The 21,083-nt window shown below is 69.7% G+C and carries 18 protein-coding genes; 10 read left to right on the forward strand and 8 right to left on the reverse strand.

Features of this window, described 5'->3' with window-relative positions:
• Genes OG587_RS06520 through OG587_RS06530 form a run of 3 tightly spaced genes read right to left on the reverse strand, consistent with a single transcriptional unit; the run spans window position 1 to window position 2,328 of the window.
• Window positions 1–900 (reverse strand): SMP-30/gluconolactonase/LRE family protein, encoded by a 900-nt coding sequence (locus OG587_RS06520; RefSeq protein WP_329087799.1) that lies wholly within the window; start codon window positions 898–900, stop codon window positions 1–3.
• Window positions 897–1,907 carry an NAD-dependent epimerase/dehydratase family protein gene (locus OG587_RS06525; RefSeq protein ID WP_329087802.1) on the reverse strand — a complete coding sequence of 337 codons (1,011 nt, stop codon included), beginning with the start codon at window positions 1,905–1,907 and terminating at the stop codon, window positions 897–899. Before OG587_RS06525 ends, OG587_RS06520 begins: the two co-directional genes overlap by 4 nt.
• 55 nt (window positions 1,908–1,962) lie before the next feature.
• A complete protein-coding gene (locus tag OG587_RS06530) occupies window positions 1,963–2,328 on the reverse strand; it encodes a tautomerase family protein (protein WP_329087803.1) in 366 nt (121 codons plus the stop codon).
• Between the two features lie 490 nt (window positions 2,329–2,818).
• On the opposite strand from OG587_RS06530, the gene OG587_RS06535 reads away from it, so the two are divergent.
• On the forward strand, window positions 2,819–3,688 hold the full coding sequence (locus tag OG587_RS06535) for an NAD-dependent epimerase/dehydratase family protein (RefSeq protein WP_329087804.1): 870 nt from the start codon (window positions 2,819–2,821) through the stop codon (window positions 3,686–3,688).
• Between the two features lie 17 nt (window positions 3,689–3,705).
• Here OG587_RS06535 and OG587_RS06540 read toward each other — a convergent pair whose 3' ends face one another.
• Entirely contained in the window at window positions 3,706–4,800 is a 1,095-nt protein-coding gene (locus tag OG587_RS06540; protein WP_329087805.1) for a LacI family DNA-binding transcriptional regulator, read from the reverse strand.
• Window positions 4,801–5,401: 601 nt separating this feature from the next.
• Here OG587_RS06540 and OG587_RS06545 point away from each other — a divergent pair.
• Genes OG587_RS06545 through OG587_RS06560 form a run of 4 tightly spaced genes read left to right on the forward strand, consistent with a single transcriptional unit; the run spans window position 5,402 to window position 10,000 of the window.
• Window positions 5,402–6,778 (forward strand): ABC transporter substrate-binding protein, encoded by a 1,377-nt coding sequence (locus OG587_RS06545; RefSeq protein ID WP_329087806.1) that lies wholly within the window; start codon window positions 5,402–5,404, stop codon window positions 6,776–6,778.
• Window positions 6,779–6,823: 45 nt separating this feature from the next.
• Window positions 6,824–7,774, forward strand: coding sequence for a carbohydrate ABC transporter permease (locus tag OG587_RS06550; RefSeq protein ID WP_329087808.1), 951 nt, complete (start codon window positions 6,824–6,826; stop codon window positions 7,772–7,774).
• Window positions 7,767–8,555: a carbohydrate ABC transporter permease gene (locus tag OG587_RS06555; protein ID WP_329087810.1), complete on the forward strand. Its 789-nt coding sequence runs from the start codon at window positions 7,767–7,769 to the stop codon at window positions 8,553–8,555. Before OG587_RS06550 ends, OG587_RS06555 begins: the two co-directional genes overlap by 8 nt.
• A gap of 59 nt (window positions 8,556–8,614) precedes the next feature.
• Window positions 8,615–10,000: a glycoside hydrolase family 5 protein gene (locus OG587_RS06560; RefSeq protein WP_329087812.1), complete on the forward strand. Its 1,386-nt coding sequence runs from the start codon at window positions 8,615–8,617 to the stop codon at window positions 9,998–10,000.
• Between the two features lie 31 nt (window positions 10,001–10,031).
• Here the strand turns inward: OG587_RS06560 and OG587_RS06565 are convergent, their stop codons facing one another.
• Window positions 10,032–10,892: a 3-methyladenine DNA glycosylase gene (locus OG587_RS06565; RefSeq protein ID WP_329087814.1), complete on the reverse strand. Its 861-nt coding sequence runs from the start codon at window positions 10,890–10,892 to the stop codon at window positions 10,032–10,034.
• 208 nt (window positions 10,893–11,100) lie between these two features.
• Here OG587_RS06565 and OG587_RS06570 point away from each other — a divergent pair, with 208 nt between their 5' ends.
• From OG587_RS06570 to OG587_RS06590, 5 genes are all read left to right on the forward strand, one after another.
• Window positions 11,101–12,216, forward strand: coding sequence for a hypothetical protein (locus OG587_RS06570; protein WP_329087816.1), 1,116 nt, complete (start codon window positions 11,101–11,103; stop codon window positions 12,214–12,216).
• 43 nt (window positions 12,217–12,259) lie between these two features.
• The gene (locus OG587_RS06575; RefSeq protein WP_329087817.1) at window positions 12,260–13,426 is read left to right on the forward strand and encodes a toxic anion resistance protein; all 1,167 of its coding nucleotides are present in this window, start codon (window positions 12,260–12,262) and stop codon (window positions 13,424–13,426) included.
• Window positions 13,423–15,072 carry a VWA domain-containing protein gene (locus OG587_RS06580; RefSeq protein ID WP_329087819.1) on the forward strand — a complete coding sequence of 550 codons (1,650 nt, stop codon included), beginning with the start codon at window positions 13,423–13,425 and terminating at the stop codon, window positions 15,070–15,072. Before OG587_RS06575 ends, OG587_RS06580 begins: the two co-directional genes overlap by 4 nt.
• Window positions 15,059–15,688: a hypothetical protein gene (locus OG587_RS06585; protein ID WP_329087821.1), complete on the forward strand. Its 630-nt coding sequence runs from the start codon at window positions 15,059–15,061 to the stop codon at window positions 15,686–15,688. The genes OG587_RS06580 and OG587_RS06585 overlap by 14 nt, the downstream gene beginning before the upstream one ends.
• 217 nt (window positions 15,689–15,905) lie before the next feature.
• On the forward strand, window positions 15,906–17,063 hold the full coding sequence (locus tag OG587_RS06590) for a beta family protein (RefSeq protein WP_329087823.1): 1,158 nt from the start codon (window positions 15,906–15,908) through the stop codon (window positions 17,061–17,063).
• Between the two features lie 49 nt (window positions 17,064–17,112).
• Here the strand turns inward: OG587_RS06590 and OG587_RS06595 are convergent, their stop codons facing one another.
• The 3 genes from OG587_RS06595 to OG587_RS06605 all read right to left on the reverse strand — a co-directional run bounded on the left by OG587_RS06595 (window position 17,113) and on the right by OG587_RS06605 (window position 20,946).
• A complete protein-coding gene (locus tag OG587_RS06595; protein WP_329087825.1) occupies window positions 17,113–17,823 on the reverse strand; it encodes a hypothetical protein in 711 nt (236 codons plus the stop codon).
• A gap of 316 nt (window positions 17,824–18,139) precedes the next feature.
• Window positions 18,140–20,566, reverse strand: coding sequence for a polysaccharide lyase 8 family protein (locus OG587_RS06600; protein WP_329087826.1), 2,427 nt, complete (start codon window positions 20,564–20,566; stop codon window positions 18,140–18,142).
• Between the two features lie 149 nt (window positions 20,567–20,715).
• Window positions 20,716–20,946, reverse strand: coding sequence for a hypothetical protein (locus OG587_RS06605; protein WP_329087827.1), 231 nt, complete (start codon window positions 20,944–20,946; stop codon window positions 20,716–20,718).
• Window positions 20,947–21,083: the final 137 nt, after the last annotated feature.

The raw sequence follows: 21,083 nt of genomic DNA on the forward strand, positions 1-21,083 counted from the left end.
TCAGATCACGAATTCGGTCGTGCGGCGGCCACGGCATCCGGGCTCGGCCCGGAAGATCATGCCTGCCGTGGGCTGGCGCCGCAGGTCGTCGGGGGACAGTTCCTCGGTGGAGGTGCTGATGACGAGCAGGTCCAGATCGGGCCCGGCGAAGCAGCACGACGTCACCTGTGACACCGGCAGGCCGACGGTACGCTCGACCAGGCCGTCCCGGCCGAAGCGGCAGACGCGCGATCCTCCCCAGAAGGCCACCCACACGGCGCCCTCGGAGTCGACCGTGAGCCCGTCGGGCATCCCGGGGACGGCGGAGGTGTCCGCGAACACGCGCCGGTTGGACAGGGCACCCGTCGTCACGTCGTAGTCGAACACGTCGACGCGGCGAAGGGGGCTGTCCACGAAGTAGCACAGGGTGGCGTCGGGCGACCAGTCCACCCCGTTCCCGATCGTGACGCCGTCGAGCACGGTGTGCAGGGACCGGTCGGCGTCGAGGCGGTACAGGCGGCCCGCGCCCGGTTCGGAGTCGTACGCCATGCTGCCGGCGAAGTAACGCCCGGCGGGATCGACGCCCGCGTCGTTCATGCGGATCTCCGGCCGGCCCGCCAGCGGGGCGGCGAGCCGTTCGGTCAGCCCGTCGCGCGTGGCCAGGGCCACGCCGTCGCCGTCCGCGACGACGAGAGTCCCGGGCTCGGTCGTGGGATGCACGGCCGTGACCGGCGCCGGCAGGTCGAACCAGCCGACGTCGGCGCCGCCGGTGTCCACCCCGGCGTCGAAGACCCGTCCGCGGGGGATGTCGACGAACCGCAGCCGGCCCGCGGTGTCGTCCCACACGACGCCCTCGCAGTGGACCCCGGAGACGTCCAGCCAGGGCTCCGCCACCAGGTCGCCTCCCGTGCCCGGCGTCACGGCGCCAGCGCCGCGGCGGCGGCCCGGTACCCCTCGACCAGCCGGCCCAGGATCGCGTCCGTCTCGGCGTCGGGGCGGGTCTCCCCGGCGTGGGCGGTGCGCCATTCGTGCAGCCGCCGGGCCCCGGCCGACCAGGTGATCGTCGGCTGGAACGCCGGGACGAACCGCTTGATCTTGGTGTTGTCGAACACCGCGCTGTGCATCAGGTCGCCGACGATGAGGTCCGACCAGAACCAGTCGGGGGCGGCGACCCGAAGGAACTCCGAGGGCAGGTGCAGGAGCCGGGCCGGCGTCCCCGCGGTGCGCCCGATGATGCGGTAGATCTCGTCCCACGTCAGCGCCTCGTCGGAGGTGATGTGGAAGTCCTCCCCGACCGCCTGCCAGTTGCCGATCAGGCCGACGAGCCCCACCGCGAAGTCCCGCGCGTGCGTCAGGGTCCACAGGCTGGTGCCGTCACCGGGCACGACCAGCTCGTCGCCGCGGGCGATCCGGTCCCACGCGGTCCAGTCGCCGGGCAGCGGCGGGTGGGCGTCGTCGTAGGTGTGCGAAGGACGCACGACGGTGACGGGGAAGTCGCGCTCCTCGTAGGCCCGGTGCAGGACGTCCTCGGCGGCGATCTTCTCTCGGGCGTACCCCAGGTAGGGGTTGTGCCGGGTGGTCGACTCGACGATCGGCACCCGCCGTACCGGCTTGTGGTAGATCGAGGCGCTGCTGATGTGGACGTACTGGCCCGTGCGGCCTTCCAGCAGTTCGACGGCGGCGGCGGCGTCCTTGGCGTCGAAGCCGAGGAAGTTGACCACGCTGTCGAATGTCGTGCCGGCGAGGGCCCGGCGCACCGACTCCGGGTCCTGGACGTCGGCTTCGATCGTCGTGACCCCGGCGGGGAGCGGCCGACGGCCGGCGGTGCGGCCACGGTTCAGGACGTGGACGTCCTGGCCCTGACGCACCGACTCGGCGACACTGGCCGAGCTGATCGTGCCGGTGCCACCGATGTAGAGAACCTTCACTGCAGGACTCCGGATCTTGGATGGATCGTGGGCTCGTGGGGTGGGCGGGATGCGGTCAGCCGCGCGACTTGCCGGCGTACCAGTCCTCGAAGCCGTTCTCGACGACGCTGATCAGCAGGTCGTCCGGCCGGACACCGATCTCCTCCAGCCGTTTGGCGATCTGGTCGAACATCGCGTACTTGGTGGTCACGTCGTACATGTGCACCATCAGGATCTGGATGCTGACCAGCTGCCGCCGGTCCACGCCGTTGTAGCCCGGGTCGAAGACGATCTCCTCGGGCGCGTGCGTGCGGAAGATCTGGAACCTGTCGGTCGGGTCCATCCCCAGGCCGTCCACCAGGGCCTGGTGGACGCCGTCGCTGATCTGCCGGCCCAGCCGTTCGGCCAGGGAACGTTCGAGGTCGATCTGTACGAGGGGCACGGTGGTTCCTCTCAGCGCCGGGCGTCGACCGGTGTCCGGGCACCACGGCGGGGGTGTGCGCGAAAAGGGCGCTGAAAACTTTCGAAAACTCTATGAAACTTAAAGTCCGCAGCGACAAAGTAGAACGGCGTGTCGGGGAACGTCAAGGGTCATGACATGGACGAAAGGCTGACATAGTGACATCTTTGCCTGTCAGGAGGCCGGAGTGCTGATCGCTCCCGCTCCACGTCTCCGGCTGCGCGCAGGCGTGCCCGGGGCCGGGTGAAGGCACTCGATTGAAGCATTATCCCTGGTGAATGGCATGATCACTGAACTGGGTCGCGACCGTTCCCCGGCGGCCGCGGCTCGCGGCCACCCCGGAGAGGGGACTCCTTCGGCCGGGGACGGCCGGAGCCGAGTGTCGTGGACAACTTTCCATAAACTTTCTCACCACCCGGCCCGCGAGGACCTCTCAAGCCGGGACGACGCCATCCGAGAGTGGGACTGACCTGTGAGAATCGCGGTTACGGGCGCGAGTGGCAAGACCGGGCGCGCCGTGGTCGAGGACCTGCTCGCGCACGGGCACGAGGTACGCGCCGTCGACGTCGCCGGGACGCCGGGGGACCGGGGCGAACTCGCCGACCTGGGGGCGCCGCTGCTGCGCGCCGACCTGACGGACTTCGGCGACACGGTGGACGCGCTGACCTCGGTCGACGCCGTGGTCCACCTCGCGGCGATCCCCGCGCCCGGCTTCTTCACCGACGCCCGCACGTTCACCGCGAACACCGCGATGAACAGCAACGTCTTCCTCGCCGCGGCAAAGCTCGGGGTCGGCAGGGTGGTGTGGACGTCGAGCGAGACCACCCTGGGCTTCCCGTTCGGACCGCGGACCCCGCCGCGCTACCTGCCGGTGGACGAGGAGCACTATCCGCACCCGACCTCGGCCTACGCCCTGTCCAAGGTGGTCGGGGAGACGCTGGCCGAGCACATCTCCGCCTGGTCGGGGATCCCGATCGTCGGCCTCCGGCTGTCGAACGTCCATGACGCGGCCGACTACCCCAAAATCCCCGGTTTCTGGGACGACCCGTCGGCCCGGGTGTTCAACCTGTGGTCCTACGTCGACGTCCGCGACGTCGCGCGGGCCTGCCGGCTCGCCCTGCTGGCGGAGGTGACGGGCGCGCCCGCGTATGTGATCGCCGCCGGGGACACGCTGATGGACCGGCCTTCGGCCGACCTCGCCGCGGAGGTCTTCCCCGGAGTGCCGGTCCGCCGTCCGCTCGGGCCGTACGAGAGCCTGCTCAGCAGTGACAAGGCCCGTGACGAGCTGGGATACCTTCCGCGGGAGTCGTGGCGTGACGTGCTCGGCCTCCCCCTGGCATGAGCCGCGGCGTCAAAAAGTCAGCGGCGGCCGCGTGAGACGCGGGCCGGAGGCTGGTAGGGCGCGGTGCTGTTCCTGACCACCAGGCTGGTCGACAGTTCGAGACGCAACGGCTGCTCACCGGGGGTGTGCGTCGTCTCGAGCACGTTGCGGATGGCCAGCACGGCCATCTGCGCGAGCGGCTGCCTGATGGTGGTCAACCGGGGCCACATCCACTCGCACACCTCGGTGTCGTCGAACCCGACGACACTGAGGTCCTCGGGGATGCGCAGGCCCCTGGCGCGGGCCGCGTCGTACACGCCGGCCGCCTGCTGGTCGGAGCCGGCGAAGATCGCCGTGGGCGGTTCCGGCAGGTCGAGCAGCTCGGCGGCGGCCCGCCTGCCACCCTCGGTGTAGAAGTCGCCCTGCCGCACCAGGCTCTCGTCGAGCGGCAGCCCCGCACGCCCGAGAGCGGCGCGGTAGCCGTCCAGGCGCTCAAGACTGCACCGGACGTCCTCGGGCCCCGTGATCATGCCGATGCGGCGATGGCCCAGCTCGGTGAGGTGTTCCGTGGCGGCGAAACCGCCCGCCCAGTTGGTGGCGCCGATGGTCGGGACGTCGCGGTCGTATCCGCCGACCTGGTCGATGACGACGAAGGGCGTGTCGATCGGGCGCAGCTTCTCCGCCGACACCTGCCGGGTGTTGGTGACCACGAGGACCACGCCGTCGGTCGGCCGGGAGGCCAGCGCCTTGAGCCACTCGCGCGGCTGGGCCTGCCGGTCGTGGGTCACGGTCAGGACGAGGCTCGTGCCCAGCCGGTACGCCTCCTGCTCCGCGCCTCTCAGCAGCTCACAGGCCCAGGCCGTGTCCAGCTCGGTGATCACGAAGTCGACCACGCCGACCTTGCCCGCCTCGGATCTGGTCCTGCGCTGGTAGCCCGTCGAGACCAGGGCGTCCTGGACCCGGCGGCGGGTCTCCGCCCCGACGGCCTCCCTGCCGTTGAGCACCTTGCTCACCGTCGGGGCGGACACGCCCGCCGCCCGCGCGACCATCGCGATGGTCACCCGGTCGGCGTCGGCACTCCGGGGAGCCCCCGCCACCCGCTTCTGCGTCCTCGCCCGCTGCTCGGTCGTCACGACACCTCTTCACGCACTGAGCCAGTGTTGTCGAAAGTTTCCATAACGGTAGCACCGCTGATAACCGCTCGCCGGGCCGCGCAGCAGGTAGGCTTCTCGCACCATAAATACCGAATTGTCCGAATTCGGGCTGCAGTCTGGCCCGTAGGCACGCGAAGGCACCGGCCCACGCGGCGTCCCGGATCGTCCACGTTGCACAGCGGCTCGACGATGACCTGCGGATATCACACCGACGATCTCGATGTGACCGTCCTCTCCCGGGATGGGCACGCCCCGGCCCGGGACTGCGGGGCACATCCCGTGTAACCGAACGGAAACAAATTCGGCCGGAGTTATTGACACTGTTGCCGAGCTGGTGCTCTTCTCTCACCAGAACACTTTCCGAAACTTTCTGCTTTCTGAACGTGCAGCTTTCGACGATCGGCGATCCCGGCCGTGAAGGACGCACACCCCCTTCCGCGACCCGTGCCGACCTCGTCGCCACGTGCGAGCGGACCCCGTACTCATTCGTGAGCACGGGCCGTCGCGATCGTCCCCGTTCGGCGGAGGACGCGCGGCGTCGACACGACCAGTGCGTGCGAGTCACGTGCAAGGAGAGATCATGCTGGGATCCTCGCGAATCTGGAAGCGCCGCCTCCCCGGAGCCGCGGCCGCGTTCACCGCCGCGGTGCTGGCGCTCGCCGGATGTGCCGGCGGAGGCACGACCGAGACCACGGACAAGGGCTCGGCCGACTCGGGCGATATCACCTGGTGGGGGTGGACGCCCGACGTGGCTCCCGCCGAGGCGTACATCAAGGCGTTCAACAAGGCTTACCCGAACATCAAGGTCACCTACAAGAAGCTGACCATCGACGGCTACGACGCGGCGATCCGCCCCGCCCTGGCCTCGTCGGTCGGCCCCGACGTCTTCGACGTCGCACCGGGGGCCGCCAACGGTTCGGTCGGCATCTACGGCGTGAACGCCATCGACCTCACCCCCGCCGTCGAGAAGTCGCTCGGCGCGGACTGGAAGTCCAAGCTCGCCCCGATCGGGGTGTCCAGCCTGACCAAGGACGGCAAGCTCGCCGCGCTGTCGGTCGGCTCCAACTACGCCGGATCGGTCTGGGTCAACCAGGACCTGTTCGACAAGTACGGCCTGAAGCCGCCCACCACCTACGACGAGTGGAAGAGCGTCTGCGCGGCCTTCAAGACCAACGGCGTCAAGTGCTTCGTGCAGGGCGCCGCCCAGACGGCGTTCAACGAGGACACCCTGCAGGCGATCAGCAACAACATCAAGCCGGGCGTCTGGGCGCAGGCCCTGGAGAAGAAGGTCCCGTGGACCGACCCGACGATCGTCCAGGCGCTGACCATCTGGAAGAAGCTGTTCGACGACAAGATCATGCAGGACGGGGCACTGGGCGTGCAGCAGTACCCGGACGCCAACAACGACTTCATGTCGGGCAAGGCCGCCATGGTCATGATGGGCACCTGGTACATGCAGTACTCCACCGTGGACGGCAGCACGGCCGCCATCTCCGGCGCCGGCGTCGCGAACCCCAAGCCGTTCACCCAGTTGCCGATCGCGTTCCCCGACGTGGCGGGCACCGGCAACGTCGGGTCGCTCTACGGTGACGCGGACTTCGGCCTGGCCGTGAGCAAGAAGTCCAAGTCCATCGCCGCCGCCACCACCTTCGCGACCTGGCTCGGAACCTCGCAGGCCGGACAGCAGGCGGTCGCCAACATCCTCAACGACATCCCCGCCCTGACCAGCGCCCAGCCGGACTGGGCCTCGATCAAGCTGGTCAACCCGGCGGCGCAGCAGCCGGCGCTGGAGAAGCTGATCAGCGACGCGGGCAAGTCGTCCGAGCCGCGCCTCGCGACGGTGAGCGCCGACCTGCAGACCGCCATCGGTGTGGCGTCGACCACGGTGGCGGCGGGGCAGGCCACGCCGGAAGAGGCCGCCGCGACCCTGCAGAGCAGCGCCGAGAACATCAAGTAGAGCCGCTGACGGCCCGTCTCAAATCCCACCCGCGCAGGGAGATCCATGACTTCCACAACCTCGCCGAAGATCGGGGCGCGCCGTCCGTCGCCCGCCCCTCTTCCGGGCAACCCCCGGAAGAGGGGCGGGAGGCCCTCGGGCCTGCCGTGGATCCTGCCGGCGTTCGTCTTCGTCGTCGGACTGATCTATTTCTGCATCATCGAGACCGGCTACATCTCGACGCTCGACTGGGACGGCACCAGCCCGACTCCCACGTCGGTCGGGGGTGCCAACTACACAGCGATCATGCAGGACCCCATCTTCTGGAAGGCCATCTGGAACACGGTGGTCTTCTTCATCGTGACGTTCACCGTGCAGACCGCCATCGGGTTCGTGTTCGCGGCGCTGCTGCACTCGAAGGTGCGGCTCGCCGCCGTCTACAAGGTGCTCGTCTTCACCCCGGTGGTCCTCGCGCCGGCGACGATGGCGCCGGTGTTCCGGCAGATGTTCGCCGCGGACGGCCAGCTGAACTGGGCTCTGGACCACATCGGTCTCGGCTTCCTGTCCCAGCCCTGGCTGGCCCAGTCGACCACCGCGATGCCGGTGATCATGTTCATCACGGTCTGGCAGTTCACCGGCCTCACGTTCGTCCTCTACTACGCCGCGATGGGGCAGGTCGATCCCGAGACGCTCGAAGCGGCGCGCACCGACGGGGCGAGCAACCTCCGCGTCCTGAGAAGCATCGTCTGGCCCGGCGTGCGGGGCACGACGGTGGCCCTGGCGATGCTGGGCGTGATCGGTGCGCTGAAGACCTTCGACGTCCCGTATCTGGTGACCATCGGCGGACCGAACTACAGCACCGAGTTCCTCGGGACCTACATCTACCGGATCAGCATCCCGTCGGCCCACGTCGGCTACGGAGCGGCCCTGTCGATCCTTCTGCTCATCCTGGCGTTGCTCGGCGCGATCATCGTCGCGACCCGCGCCAACCGTAAGGACGGTGAATCCGGTGTTTGAGGCGCGTCGGCTGTCGACCAGGCTGCTACTTCAGATCCTCGTGACCCTGATGATCATCCCCTACCTGTTCCCGCTGGTGGTCATGGTCCAGGGATCGTTCGCGGGTGAGGGACTCGGCAACTACCAGGCCGTCTTCGCCGTCGGCACCGTGGGGACGTTCTTCAGGAACAGCGTCATCATCTCCGTCTCGACGATTCTGATCGTCTACGTCCTCACCATGTTCGCCGCCTTCGGGTTCTCCAAGCTGCACATCCGCGGCAAGGAGGTCTACTTCTGGATGATCCTCGCCGCCCTCACCCTGCCCGAGGTCGTGCTGCTCACCCCGCTGTTCGCGACGACCCTCAGCCTGGGCGTGTACGACACGTACTGGGCGGTGGTGTTGCCGCTGGCCGCGCTGCAGATCCCCTTCACCGTCCTGCTGGCCCGCAAGTTCATCGACGGCGTCCCCGACTCGCTCTTCGACGCGGCGCGGGTCGACGGCGCCAACGTGTTCACGGCCTTCCGCTACATCGTCGTGCCGATGACACGGCCCATCGCGGCGGCGATCGTCGTCCTGACGCTGATCAGTTCCTGGAACGACTATCTGCTGCCGCTGGTGCTCATCCAGGACCCGGCCAAGCAGACGGTCACGCTGCTGCCGCAGTTCTTCGTCAGCCAGTTCAGCAACGACCAGACCAAGGTCCTGGCCAGCGCGGTCATCACCGCGATCCCCGAGATCGTGGCCTACCTGTGCCTGCAGCGCCTCTTCGAGAAGGGCCTGGCGGCCGGCGCGCTGAAGTAGCCCCACCCCCGAGACCACCCCATGATCCACCGCGCTTCCAGATTTGAGGAACAGAACACATGACGTCGAACAACACGGCCTTCCTCCGCACGGCAGGTCGCGAATTCGTCGACCAGACGGGCACCGTCGTACGCCTGCGAGGCGTCGCCGTGGGTGGTTGGCTGAACATGGAGAACTTCATCACCGGCTACTCCGGCAACGAGTCGCTGATGCGCGGCACGCTCCGCGAGGTCCTGGGCGAGGAGAAGTACGAGCTGTTCTTCGAACGGCTGCTGACCGCGTTCTTCGACGAGGACGACGCGAAACTGCTGGCCGGCATGGGCATGAACTGCGTGCGGTTCCCCGTCAACTACCGGCACTTCGAGGACGACTCCAAGCCGTTCGAGTTCAAGGAGGACGGCTTCCGCCACCTCGACCGGGCCGTCGAGGCGTGCGCGCGGCACGGGATCTACTCGGTCATCGACCTGCACGCGCTGCCGGGGTCGCAGAACCACCACTGGCACTCCGACAACCCGACCCACCGGCCGGCGTTCTTCGACCACCCTCACTTCCAGGACCGCGTGGTGGCGATCTGGGAGCGCATCGCCGAGCACTACAAGGACAACCCCTGGGTGGCGGGCTACAACCCGATCAACGAGCCCGCGGACGAGTCGCGCGAGGTCGTCGGCCCCTTCTACACCCGCCTGGTCGACGCGATCCGCGCGATCGACGACCGCCACATCCTGTTCCTCGACGGCAACACGTACTCCACCGAGTTCGACGTCTTCGACAAGGAGTGGGACAACACCGTCTACGTCTGCCACGACTACGCCGCCCCGGGCATGGGCAACGGCGGCGACTACCCCGGGGTCACCGACGGCAAGTACTACGACAGGGCGGCGCTGGAGGAGAAGTACCTCAAGCGCACCGAGTACAGCCGCCAGACCGGGACCCCGGTCTGGGTGGGCGAGTTCGCGCCGATCTACACCGGCGACGAGCGCAAGGACGCCATGCGCCGGCAGGTCCTTGCGGACCAGCTTGAGATCTACCGCCGCGAAGGGGCGAGCTGGTCGAGCTGGATGTACAAGGACCTCGGGCGGCAGGGGGTGGCCATGGTGCGGCCCGACTCCCCGTACCTGAAGCGCTTCGGCGACTTCGTGGCGAAGAAGAACCGCCTGGGCGCCGACAACTGGGGCAGCGACGGGAACGGGATCGTCGAGGTGACCAAGCCGTTCCAGGACATGATCGCGCATGAGTTCCCCGACTTCGATCCGTACCCGTGGGGCCGTTTCGACTGGGTCCGCACGCTCATCCTGAACCTCGCGGTCGCCCAGCCCCTGGCCTACGAGTACGCCAAGCTGTTTCAGGGGCTGGGCGAGGACGAGCTGATCGCCCTGGCCGACTCGTTCGCGCTCCGCAACTGCGATGTCCGGACGACCCTCGTCGAGCAGCTGCGCAACGGCTGAGGCCCCGGACCCGGCGCCCGGGTGCCGCCGGTCAGGGGAGGCGGGTGCCGGCGAGCAACTGTTCGCCGACGTCGAGCAGGCGTTGCCGCAACGGCATCGCCCGCTCGGCGAAGCCCCGCTGCTCGGCGGCGTACTCGGCCCGTCCCTCGGGCGTCTCGACCCGGATCGCCCGATGGCCGAGCGAGCTCAGGTCGTACGGGCTGGCCCGCATGTCCACCGCGCGGATGTCGCGGGCCAGCGTGAAGCAGTCGGCGACCAGCTCACCGCTGACCAGCGGTGACAGCTTGTACGCCCACTTGTAGAGGTCCATGTTGGCGTGCAGGCAGCCCGGCTGCTCCAGCTCCGGCTGCCGCTCCCGCGTCGGCTGCAGCGCGTTGAGCGGGCGCGCCTCGGGGGTGAAGAAGCGGAACGCGTCGAAGTGGCCGCACCGCACGCCGCGCTGCTCCACGACCTCCGCGATCTCCTCCCCACCGAGCCGCAGCGGCCAGGAGCCGTGCCGCACCTCGGCGGTCCGGTAGACCATCGCCCACTCGTGCAGGCCGAAGCAGCCGAAATACCCCGGCCGGGCCGCGGTGGCGGCGAGCAGCCGCGTGATCCACTCGATGGAGGACCCGCGCCTGTCCATCAGCGCGGCGGTGTCGAGCGTGGCCCCCTCGGGGGTGTCGAGGTAGTCGCGGCCGAAGTCACGCGCCCCCCGCAGGACGACCCCGGCGCCCGGATGCCACTTCCGCAGCCGCGCCGGCCGGTGCCCGTAGTAGGTGAACAGGAAGTCCTCGATGGGATGGGCCTCGCCCCGCGCCCTGCGCGCCAGGTGCGGCTCCGCCCACACCTCGATCCGCAGCCGGTGGGCCTCCGCCCGCGCCCGCCACTCCTCCGATTCCAGAACCTCCACCGCTGAATGGTACGCGTGAGCCGGTGGTGCCCGGCATGGCGGCCCGTGCGTCCGCGACGGCGAGTGCCGGTTGAGCGGCACATCGGTGAACGGAAAGTGAATTGTCAATACATTGCTAGTGCCCCGCTCCGTACTGTCGTCATTAATCACATAATTCAATTACAACCGCTATTTCATAGCGATACGGGGCAAGCTTTCGAGGAATCACATGAGGCGTTGGATCGGTGTCGGGCTGGCGCTGCTCCTCGGCGCCGCCGTGGTGGCGGCGATCGTGGTGGGCAACGGTGGCGGGGGCGCGGAGGCACGGGAACCCGCCCTGGTCCGCGGGGTGATCGGCTCTGAGAAGAAGCCGTTCTTCGACGATCCGAGGGTGCGGGCGGCCTTCGCCGGGCACGGCCTCCGGGTGGAGGTCGACACCGCAGGATCGCGCCAGATCGCGACCTCGGTGGATCTGGGGAAATACGGCTTCGCGTTCCCGTCCAGCGCTCCGGCGGCCGAGAAGATCAGGCGTGACCGGGGCGCCACCCGCACGTTCGCGCCGTTCTCCTCGCCCATGGCGATCGCCACTTTCACCCCGATCGTGGACGTACTCACCAAGGCGGGCGTCGTACGGGACTCCGGCCAGGGGTATCAGGTGCTCGATATCCAGAAATATCTGGATCTGGTGGCGAAAGGCACCCGGTGGGACAAGCTGCCGGGCAACACCGCCTACCCGGCGCGCAAGCGCGTGCTGCTCACCACCACCGACATCCGCACCTCCAACTCCGCGGCGATGTACCTCTCGATCGCCGGTTACGTGGCCAACGGCGACGACGTGGTCACCTCGGATGAGCAGGGTGCCAGGGTCGCCGGGACCGTCGCCCCCCTCTTCCTCGACCAGGGATACTCCGAGACCTCCACCGAGGCGCCGTTCGAGGACTACCTGTCCCTGGGGATGGGGAAGACGCCCATGGTCGTGATCTACGAGGCGCAGTACGCCTCGCGGCTGTTCGCCGGGGACGGCTCGATCCGTCCCGACATGCGGCTGCTCTATCCCGCGCCCACGGTCCTGAGCAAGCACACGCTCGTACCGCTGAGCGCGCGGGGCACCGAGGTCGGACGGCTCCTGCAGGAGGACCCGGAACTCGGGCGCCTCGCGGCCCTGTACGGCTTCCGTACCGCTCACGCCAAGGCGTTCGACGACCTCGTGGCGAAGGTGAGAGCCCCGTTGCCACCCGGCCTGATCGACGTGGTGGAGCCCCCCGACCACGAGCGGCTGGAGGGCATGATCTCCGCGGTCGAGACGCTCTACCGGTCCGGAGCGGTCCCCTCGTCCACCCCCTGACCTCACCTTCCCGGCTTCCCAGCGCTTCGAGGAGAGAACCACCGTGAGCGATCTCGTGCTCAGCCCGCCGGAACCCGTGGCCAAGGTGCCCGCGGAGAAGGCGGCCACCATGCTGCCGATCCCGGAGGGGCGGGACGCGGAACTGGCGGAGAAGGCAGGCGGCTTCGCCGAGGAACTGAGCGGCCTGGACCCGAGGTCGCCGGAGTTCACCCGGAAGGTGCACGACATCACCTCCATGGGCGACACGGAGATCCGGGCCTCCTCCCAGGTGGCGAACCGTATGTTGAAGCGTCCGGTGGCCGCGCTGGCGTCCGCCAGGGGCGAGGGCCGGGACGCGCAGGCGGCGGTGGCGGGGCAGCTGGTCGCGCTGCGCCGGACGATCGTCGACCTCGACCCCAAGCAGACGTCCGGCCCGGCCAGGAAGCTTCTGGGACTCATCCCGTTCGGGGATAAGTTGCGCGACTATTTCGCGAAATATCACTCGGCGCAGAAACACCTCGACGACATCATCCGCGCCCTCAAGTCCGGGCAGGACGAGCTGCGCAAGGACAACGCGGCCATCGAGGGCGAGAAGACCAACCTGTGGGAGTCGATGAAGCGCCTGCAGGAGTACGCCCTGCTCGCCGCCGCCCTCGACACCGCGGTGGAAGAGAAGATCATGTACGTCGAGGCGGCCGAGCCGGAGAAGGCCACCGCCCTGCGCTCGGACGCGCTGTTCGGCATCCGGCAGAAGCACCAGGACCTGCTGACCCAGCTCGCGGTGTCCGCCCAGGGGTATCTCGCGCTGGACCTGATCCGCAGGAACAACCTCGAACTGATCAAGGGCGTGGACCGGGCGACCACGACGACGATCGCGGCGCTGCGCACGGCCGTGACCGTGGCCCAGGCCCTCGCCAACCAGAAACTCGTGCTCGACCAGATCACGGCGCTGAACAGCACCACCTCCGACCTGATCGTGGCGACCAGCGAGATGCTGCGCACGCAGGCGGCCGACATCCAGACCCAGGCGGCGTCGACCACGGTCGGTATGGACGCGCTGCGCAAGGCGTTCGACAACATCTACGCCACCATGGACATGATCGACACGTTCAAGGCCAAGGCCGTGGAGAACATGGCGATCACCGTGGACAGCCTCACCGTCGAGCTGGACCACGCGCGCACGTACCTGGATCGCTCACAGCGGGGCGACGAACAGGGGCTCACCCGATGAACGAGCCGACACCCGGCGTAGGAGCGGACGCGCTTCAGGCCGGACGGGCGGGTGCGCGTCCGGTGAGGCGGGCGCTCGTCGTGCTGGCCCTGCTGGTGGCGTCGGCCGCGTGCGGCGGGGCCGACACGCCCGCCGGTTCCGCGAACGGCCCCGCGAACGGCCCCGACGTGCTCCGCGTCCTCGCGGGAAGCGAGGTCGGCGACCTGGAACCACTGCTCAGACGGGCTCAGGACGCCGTCGGCGTGCGGGTCACGCTGTCGTACGCGGGAACGCTCGACGGGGCCGACCAGGTGGCGAGCGGCGGCGCGGACGGGCGGTACGACGCGACGTGGTTCTCCTCCAACCGCTACCTGTCGCTGATCGACGGGGCGGCCGCGCGGCTCTCGACCCAGACCAAGGTCATGGTCTCGCCCGTGCTGCTCGGGCTGAAGGCGTCCAAGGCCCGCGAGCTCGGCTGGGACGGCAAGGCCGTGACCTGGAACGACATCGCCTCGGCCGCGAGCGCCGGGAAGTTCACCTTCGGCATGACCAGCCCCGCGGCGTCCAACTCCGGATTCTCGGCGCTGGTCGGCGTGACGGCGGCGCTCTCCGACGCCGGTGAGGCCCTGGAGGAGGCCCAGATCGCCTCGGCGACCCCCAGGCTGAAGGAGTTCTTCTCGGCGCAGACGCTCACCTCCGGCTCCTCCGGCTGGCTCGCGGACGCGTACGTCAAGGAGGGCGCGGTGGACGGGCTCGTGAACTACGAGTCGGTGCTGCTCGGCCTCAACGCCTCCGGCAGGCTCGCCGAGCCGCTCACGCTGGTCTACCCGGGCGACGGGGTGGTGACGGCCGACTACCCGCTCACGCTGCTGAGCTCCGCGCCCCCGGAGAAGAAGGAGCTGTACGGGAAACTCGCCGCCTGGCTGCGCACGCCGGAGATCCAGCGGGAGATCATGACCACCACCCACCGCAGGCCCATCGTCCCCCAGGTCCGTCCCGACCCGCGTTTCGGGACCGCGTCGCTGGTGGAACTGCCCTTCCCCAACCGGCGCGGCGCGGCCGACAAGCTGATCGGCGTCTACCTCAACCAGGTGCGCAGGCCGTCGCGGACCCTGTTCGTGCTGGACACCTCCGGTTCGATGGGGGGAGGACGGATCGACGCGCTCAAGCAGGCGCTGACCGCCCTGTCCGGCGCCGACACCTCCGTCAGCGGATCGTTCTCGCGCTTCCGCGACCGCGAGACGGTCACGATGATCCCGTTCAACACGGGCCCCGGCACCCCGGAGACCTTCACGCTGCCCGACCGTGATCCCGAACCGGTGCTCCAGCGGATCCGCTCGTACAGCGAGGGGCTGCGGGTCGACGGCGGGACCGCGATCTTCGACAGCCTGCGGGCCGCCTACGAGCAGGCGGGGGCGTCGGCGTCGGAGGACTTCACCTCGATCGTGCTGATGACGGACGGCGAGAACACCGACGGCAGCTCGTACGACGACTTCGCCGGCTACTACGCGTCGCTCCCCGTGAAGTTCAGGACGTTCGTCGTGCTCTTCGGCGACAGCGACGTCGACGAGATGAGGCGGATCGCCGAGCTCACCGGCGGGGCGACCTTCGACGCCAGGAAGGGGTCGCTGGCCACGGCCTTCAAGGAGATCCGTGGCTACCAGTAGCCCGGCGGGGCGGATCCTCGCCTACGCCGGGTCGACCAGGAACATCGCCGGGTGCGCCCTGGCCCTCGCCGGGGTGGTCCTGGTCTTCCTCGACCTCGCCGGGACGTACTGGCCCGTCGTGGTCGCCGGGCTGTACGGCGTCGGGGCGCTGCTCGCCCCGGCGGACCGGGTGCGGCTCACGATCTCGCACGCGGAGGTGGAGTCACGGCAGCTGGGAGCCGACCTGGACGCCCTGCTGGCCGAGGTCGGCGGGAACCGGTTCCCCGACGACGTGGTGACAAGGGTCGGCGCGCTCGCCGAGGTGCTGCGCGACATCCTCCGGCGGGCGGACACGCTCACCTCCTCACCCGACCACCTGCACATCGTGTCGCAGACGATCAGGGACTACCTGCCGTCCAGCCTGGAGGCGTACGCGAACCTGCCCCGCTCCTACGCGCTCACCCGGCGCGGCGAGCGGGAGCGCAGCGCGCACGAGGAACTGCTCGCCCAGCTCGACCTGCTGGACACCCAGCTGCGCAAGGTGGCCGAGTCGGTCTACCGGGGCGACGAGCAGGCCCTGCGCGACCAGGGCAGGTTCCTGCGGGACCGGTTCGGCGGCTCCGGCCTGGACCTCTGACCGCCCGACGAGGCCCTTCGGCGGCGTGAGAGGTTCCGGCATGTGACCGGGAGCTCTCCGGGACGCCCGCGCCTCACCGCCCGCGACAATCCGATTACCGTCACCGTCCTTTTCTCATCTCCTGTCAGTTCAAGCTCAACGGCATCGGCGGACGAATCATTCTCGTGGAATATGACTCCGGGGAATATTGACGAATTCATCGCCGGAGTACACCGTCGTGAAAACCGGAGAGGTGGCGGCCCGCCGGGAGGCGAGGGACGGCCGCCGCGCCGGACGCGGGTTCGCCAACCACACGGAGAACCATGTCATGACGGTGTACATGCCGATCCTGAGAGGGCGGGCCGGTGAGTTCCTGGCCCTGGGAAAGGTCGCCGCGGAGCTCCGGCCCTCCGTGCGACCGCTGATCGAAGTGATGCCGCTGGAGTCGGACACCGGCGACGGGAAGCGGTCGGTAATCGAGAGTGTGGCCGCTTTCGAGAAACGCGTGGAGGAGCATCTGCCCACCGATCGCGTTTTCGCGGTGGACTGCCGCCGCGTGCTCGGCAAGTACAAAAGCCCGGACGACCCCGGTGTCATGTCAATGGTGTCCAACGCCGTGGGGAAGCTCGGCTATCGCATGATCCCGGTGGTACGGCCGGAGGACGACGAGTGCGCGTTCCGGAGCGCGGGGTACGCCGCCGCGCAGCATCGGAAGGGTGTCTGCCTGCGCGTGCCCTGGTCCGGGCCGCGCACCTCCGCGGACGACGCCCGGCTGTCGCGCCGGATACGCGACCAGTTGGGCCTGCGGTTCAGGGACATCGATCTCGTGCTCGACCTGTGGGCGGTCGACTCCGACGCCCTGCTGGAGGGCCACAAGGCCGCCGCCTGGCAGGCGCTCACCTGGGCGAAAGGAATACCGGTACGTTCGGTCACCCTGGCCGCCGGCGCGTTCCCCAAGTCCCTCGCCGACGTCCCCTTCGACACCCCGATGGCCATCCCCCGGCGGGACGCCGTCCTGTGGACGGACGTCGCGGGCTCGTACACCGCGACCGAACTGTCCTACGCGGACTACGGCGTGTCCAGCCCGCGGGTGTCACAGGGGCGAAACCCGCACCCGAACCTGCGGTACGCGGTCGACGGCCAGTGGTACGCCTACCGATGCGAGCGGCGCGAGGGCCCCGGTGCCCTCGCGGGTTTCGACAACCTGTGCAAGGCGGTGGTCGCGGATCTCTGGCCGCCCCGGGGAGCGGCGTTCTCGTGGGGCGACGAGCAGATCGAGCGCTTCGCCAACGGACAGCCGTTGTTGCCGAGGAGACCGGAGTCGTGGCACGCCTGCAGCCTGTCGCACCACTTCGCCACGGTGCTCGAACGGCTGACCCACCTCAGACGGCCGTGACCCCCGAAGGCCAGGCCCGGCAGGCGGGGTCGGCGGAGGCAGCCGGGAGTCAGCGGGGGACGACCTGGTCGGCGCGGGCGTCGCCGTCGTGTACGTCGTCGCGTGCGTTGTCGGGGATGTTCTCGCGGGCGCTGACAGGGCCGTCCCCACGGGCTTCCTCGCGGGCGCCGACAGGAACCTCCTCGCGGGCTTCCTCGCGGGCGCCGACAGGAACCTCCTCTCGGACGTCGACGGAAACGTCTTCGCGGGTGTCGTCCGGAATGTCCTCGTGGGCGTCGGCACGGGCGAGGATGCTCTCCATCCATGCCACCGCGGTGGCGGCCACCTGCGTGAGCTGGGAGTACAGGCGCCCGTCGAGTTCCTCGCGGCCGGTGCGGAACCTGTCGCGGCCGAACTCCCGGCCGATCCCGCCGACCTGTTCGACCAGACCGGCCAGCTTCGCCACCTCGACCAGGTGGGGACTCGACGGGTCCAGCGCGTCGCCTTCGGCCCGCTGCCTCCGGCGTTCCCGCTCGACCTCGGCCATCGCACCCTCCAGACGTAGCCGGTGCGTGTGGTCGGTGACCGCCTCGACGATGAACTCGGCGACCTCCCTGGGCCGCTCGGCGTCGAGAACCTCCGCGTAGAGGGTGTAGTCGTCGCCGTCGCCACCGGCGATCGCCCAGATGCCGGTCTCCTCTTTCTCGTGGTTGGTCTCGCCGGGGACGACCCGCCACGTGGTGAGATCGACGGACCCTAACTGCTCGCACCTGGGAACCACGATGTCCTCCTGCTCATGTTCGCGAACGGGGCGGTTGTGCCTGAAGGGGGTTTCCCATCGTGCCGGGCTTGATGATCGGTCAGGCCGGAACCGCCGGATTCGTCTGCGTCGCCCGGATCGCAGGGGTCACGCGGGCGAATCCAGCTGTTGTTCCGGAACGCACACCGTTTGTTCTCCACACCTGAGAATCGACGCGTTCTCCACGCTCACAAAGATCAATACGTTCTCCGTGCTTGAGAATCGACGCGTTTCCACGCCCGAGGACCGGCCGTCGACACCGCCTCGCCCGGCCCCGCCTCGGTGTCCGGCCCCCCCGCTAACCGAGGCGTACGGTGACCGTGTTCGAGGCGCCGCCCCGGCCCGCAAGGCGTCCGAAGGTGAGCGTGAGTCTCACGCCGGTCGTGGCGCTCGCCAGGAGAGGGTGTCCGTGGACCACCTCGGTCACCGGCCGGCTCCAGGTCACGGTCAGCTCGCTCAGGTCGCGCCGGGGGTCCGACACGGTCAGCGTGGCCGTACCGTCGCCGCGCTCCCTGACGAGGACCGCGCACGGGGCGGAGGCGGCGAGGTCATCGACGGTTCCGTCGTTCCAGAAGGTGACGGCGGTGATCCCGAGTGACGGGACCCGGACACCTTGCTGCCGGGCGGTGTTGACGAGCACGCGCGCCCAGCCGGGGTCGGCGGCGCGGGCCCGGGTCTCCGCCAGGCTCGCGCCCGGCAGGAGGAGATAGACGTAACCGGCCGAGACGGGGTCGACACCGTGGTCGAACCAGAGGGTCACGTAGCTCCGGGTCACCTGGTCCGGGCCGCCGGTGCGTACCTCGCCCAACGTCGGGTTCGGGCCACCGGCGCCTTCCTTGCCCGCTGCCGGGGCCGGACCGCCGGTGCGTACCTCACCCAGCGCTGGGGCCGGGCTGCCGGTGCGTACCTCACCCAGTGCCAGGTCTGGGCCGCCGGTGCGTTCCTCGCGCAGGGTGCGCAGGCGGGTGCCGCAGGGCAGGACGTAGCCGCCGTGCCCCTCCAGGTGCGCCCAGCCCTTCCCCTCGTCCACGGTGAGGAGCGCATCGGTCCTGCGGTTGTCCACGACGGTCTCGACGGGCACGCCGTCCTCGCCGGTGATCCCGGCACCGAGGCAGACCACCGCGTCGTCGAGGAAGAACCACGACTTGAAGGCCTCCAGGGTGCTCTCGAAGCCGTTCAGGTGCTGGCCGACCGTCGCGTGAACGCCGTCGGTGGCGCCGCCCACCCAGCGGCCCGGCGGGCAGGTGTCCCCCCACGCCTCGCCGGCGCCGTCGGCCAGCCGCCGGGTGGAGACGGTCGTGCCCGGCAGGCGGTAGGGGTCGACGGTGGTCCAGAAGGAGTCGGAATACTGGTCGCCGTGGCCGTCGGCCCACCAGTAGAGCATCCCCGAACCGGTGTGCCAGCCTCGGAGGTTCTCGCCGTTGCCGTGCTCGTAGTGGCCGATGCGGTGGGAGGCCATGCTGAGGCCCGCGCACCAGCCCGGCCCGCGGTGCGCGGCGCGGGCGCTCATCGCCAGGAGCCGGTGCCCCGCAGGCTCGTCGGCCGCGGGGACGGCGTCGTCGTCCAGGACCGCGGCGAGGCGCGCGTGGAACCCCAGGTCGTCTTTCTCGGCCGCTTCGAGCATGGGCCTGTGGGTGTTCCGCAGCGCCCACCCCTTGACCATGCCCTGCCAGCGGGACCGCTCGGCGGCGGAGGCCGTCTCCCCCAGCAGCAGGATCGCGGAGGCGATCGCGCGCCCCCTCTCGTGGTCACCGTACGGCTGCCTGCCGATCGCCCGGCCGCTGACCAGGTCCATGCAGAAGCCGTCGTGGACGAACGGCGCGAACGTCCTCTCGACGCTGTCGAAGACGACCTGCCGGTTCGGGTCGGTGATCTCCCAGGGCGAGCCGCGCAACACCGCGAACAGCGTCGCGAGACCGGACAGCAGCGACGCTCCGTACGTCCCCTGGTAGGGGACGGTCGTGTGCTGGACGAAGGAGCCGTCCCGGTAGAACCCGTCGCCCTCGGAGACGTAGGGGAAGACCGGGGAGAGCGCGGAGACGGCCAGCGCGGCCTTCGCCGGGTCGGAGCCGAGGACGGCGCGCAGCAACGTCACCACGCACAGGTCCACCCGGTTGGCCCCGGTGCTGGTCCCGCTGTAGTCGTCCAGACGGCACTCGGGCAGGAAGTGGTCCACCGCCTCCCGCAGCGCCGCGCTCTGCCGGTCCGTCAGGTGCGGGCCGATCAGCAGGGCCGCGTCGAGGAGGTTTTTGGGGGTGCCGATCCGCCAGTACCACCAGTTGCCGACCTCGTCGGCGCCCGCGGCGTACACCCGCCGCCGGTAGTGGTCGAGGCCGTCCGCTACGGCCGCGGCCAGGTTCGCGTCGCCGGTCAGGCCGGTCCCCGGCAGGGCGTACGCGCGGGCCATGGTCCGCAGCCGGGCCGGGGTGGCGCCGAGCGAGGGGAACGCCAAGTCTGGCCAGAGCGACGCGTCGGCCGGCGCCATGGCGTCCCGGTATCCGGCCGCCCTCGCCCCCAGCCTCGCCAGCCGGGTCCGGTACGGCTCTGCCGTCGCGTCGAACCCCGACCCCGCCGTCACGTCCCGCCACCAGTGGCGCAGCGGGACGAAGGGGTCGATCGACGCGCGCGGCGTGGTCTCCGTGTCCGCGGCGTACGCCGGGATCAGCGCTCCGGCCGTGGTGACACCGCCGAGCCGGAGAAACGATCTCCGGGAATGTCCGTTCACACCTAGATTGTCAGGCGGAAATCACCCGCGCCGCGGATACCACGCCGTACCGCCCTCCACCCGGCCGGTCCTTCGGTGGACGTCACCCGGCTCCCGGCGGCCTCCCCGGCCGGGCGCGTGCCCCGGGCCGCGGGAGCCGTCCTCGGAGATCAGAGGTCCACGTCACGGGAGGCGACCACGCGGACCCCCTCGGGTTCGCGGCCCGCCGGGGTGACCACGACCCGCCTTCCCCGCTCCTCGTAGCCGTGCTCGGTGAGCCACAGCAGGGTGTACGGGTCGAGTTGGCCGAAGTCGACCGGGGAGGCGGGCGAGAAGATGTCGTCGCCGGACGAGACGCCGCCGGTGTCGCCTTCGACGATCGACAGGGTGTACGCGGTCATGGCAGCCCCCCGAGCTGTGGTTGTCCTCGGGGAGTCCCATACCCGGTCGTGGAGGGTTCCGCCCCGGACGCGGGCACGGTCCGCTGCCTTCCGTGCGGCCGGTCACCTGTAACACGTGTCACACAGAGATGCCGACA

Source organism: Streptosporangium sp. NBC_01469, from assembly GCF_036227305.1.
GTDB lineage: Bacteria > Actinomycetota > Actinomycetes > Streptosporangiales > Streptosporangiaceae > Streptosporangium.

What these genes read in the sequence shown, in the direction of transcription:
- OG587_RS06560 (WP_329087812.1), top strand. Translation starts at nt 8,615, where the DNA reads ATGACGTCGAACAACACGGCCTTCCTCCGCACGGCAGGTCGCGAATTC.
- OG587_RS06580 (WP_329087819.1), top strand. Translation starts at nt 13,423, where the DNA reads ATGAACGAGCCGACACCCGGCGTAGGAGCGGACGCGCTTCAGGCCGGA.
- OG587_RS06605 (WP_329087827.1), bottom strand. Translation starts at nt 20,946, where the DNA reads ATGACCGCGTACACCCTGTCGATCGTCGAAGGCGACACCGGCGGCGTC.
- OG587_RS06550 (WP_329087808.1), top strand. Translation starts at nt 6,824, where the DNA reads ATGACTTCCACAACCTCGCCGAAGATCGGGGCGCGCCGTCCGTCGCCC.
- OG587_RS06545 (WP_329087806.1), top strand. Translation starts at nt 5,402, where the DNA reads ATGCTGGGATCCTCGCGAATCTGGAAGCGCCGCCTCCCCGGAGCCGCG.
- OG587_RS06570 (WP_329087816.1), top strand. Translation starts at nt 11,101, where the DNA reads ATGAGGCGTTGGATCGGTGTCGGGCTGGCGCTGCTCCTCGGCGCCGCC.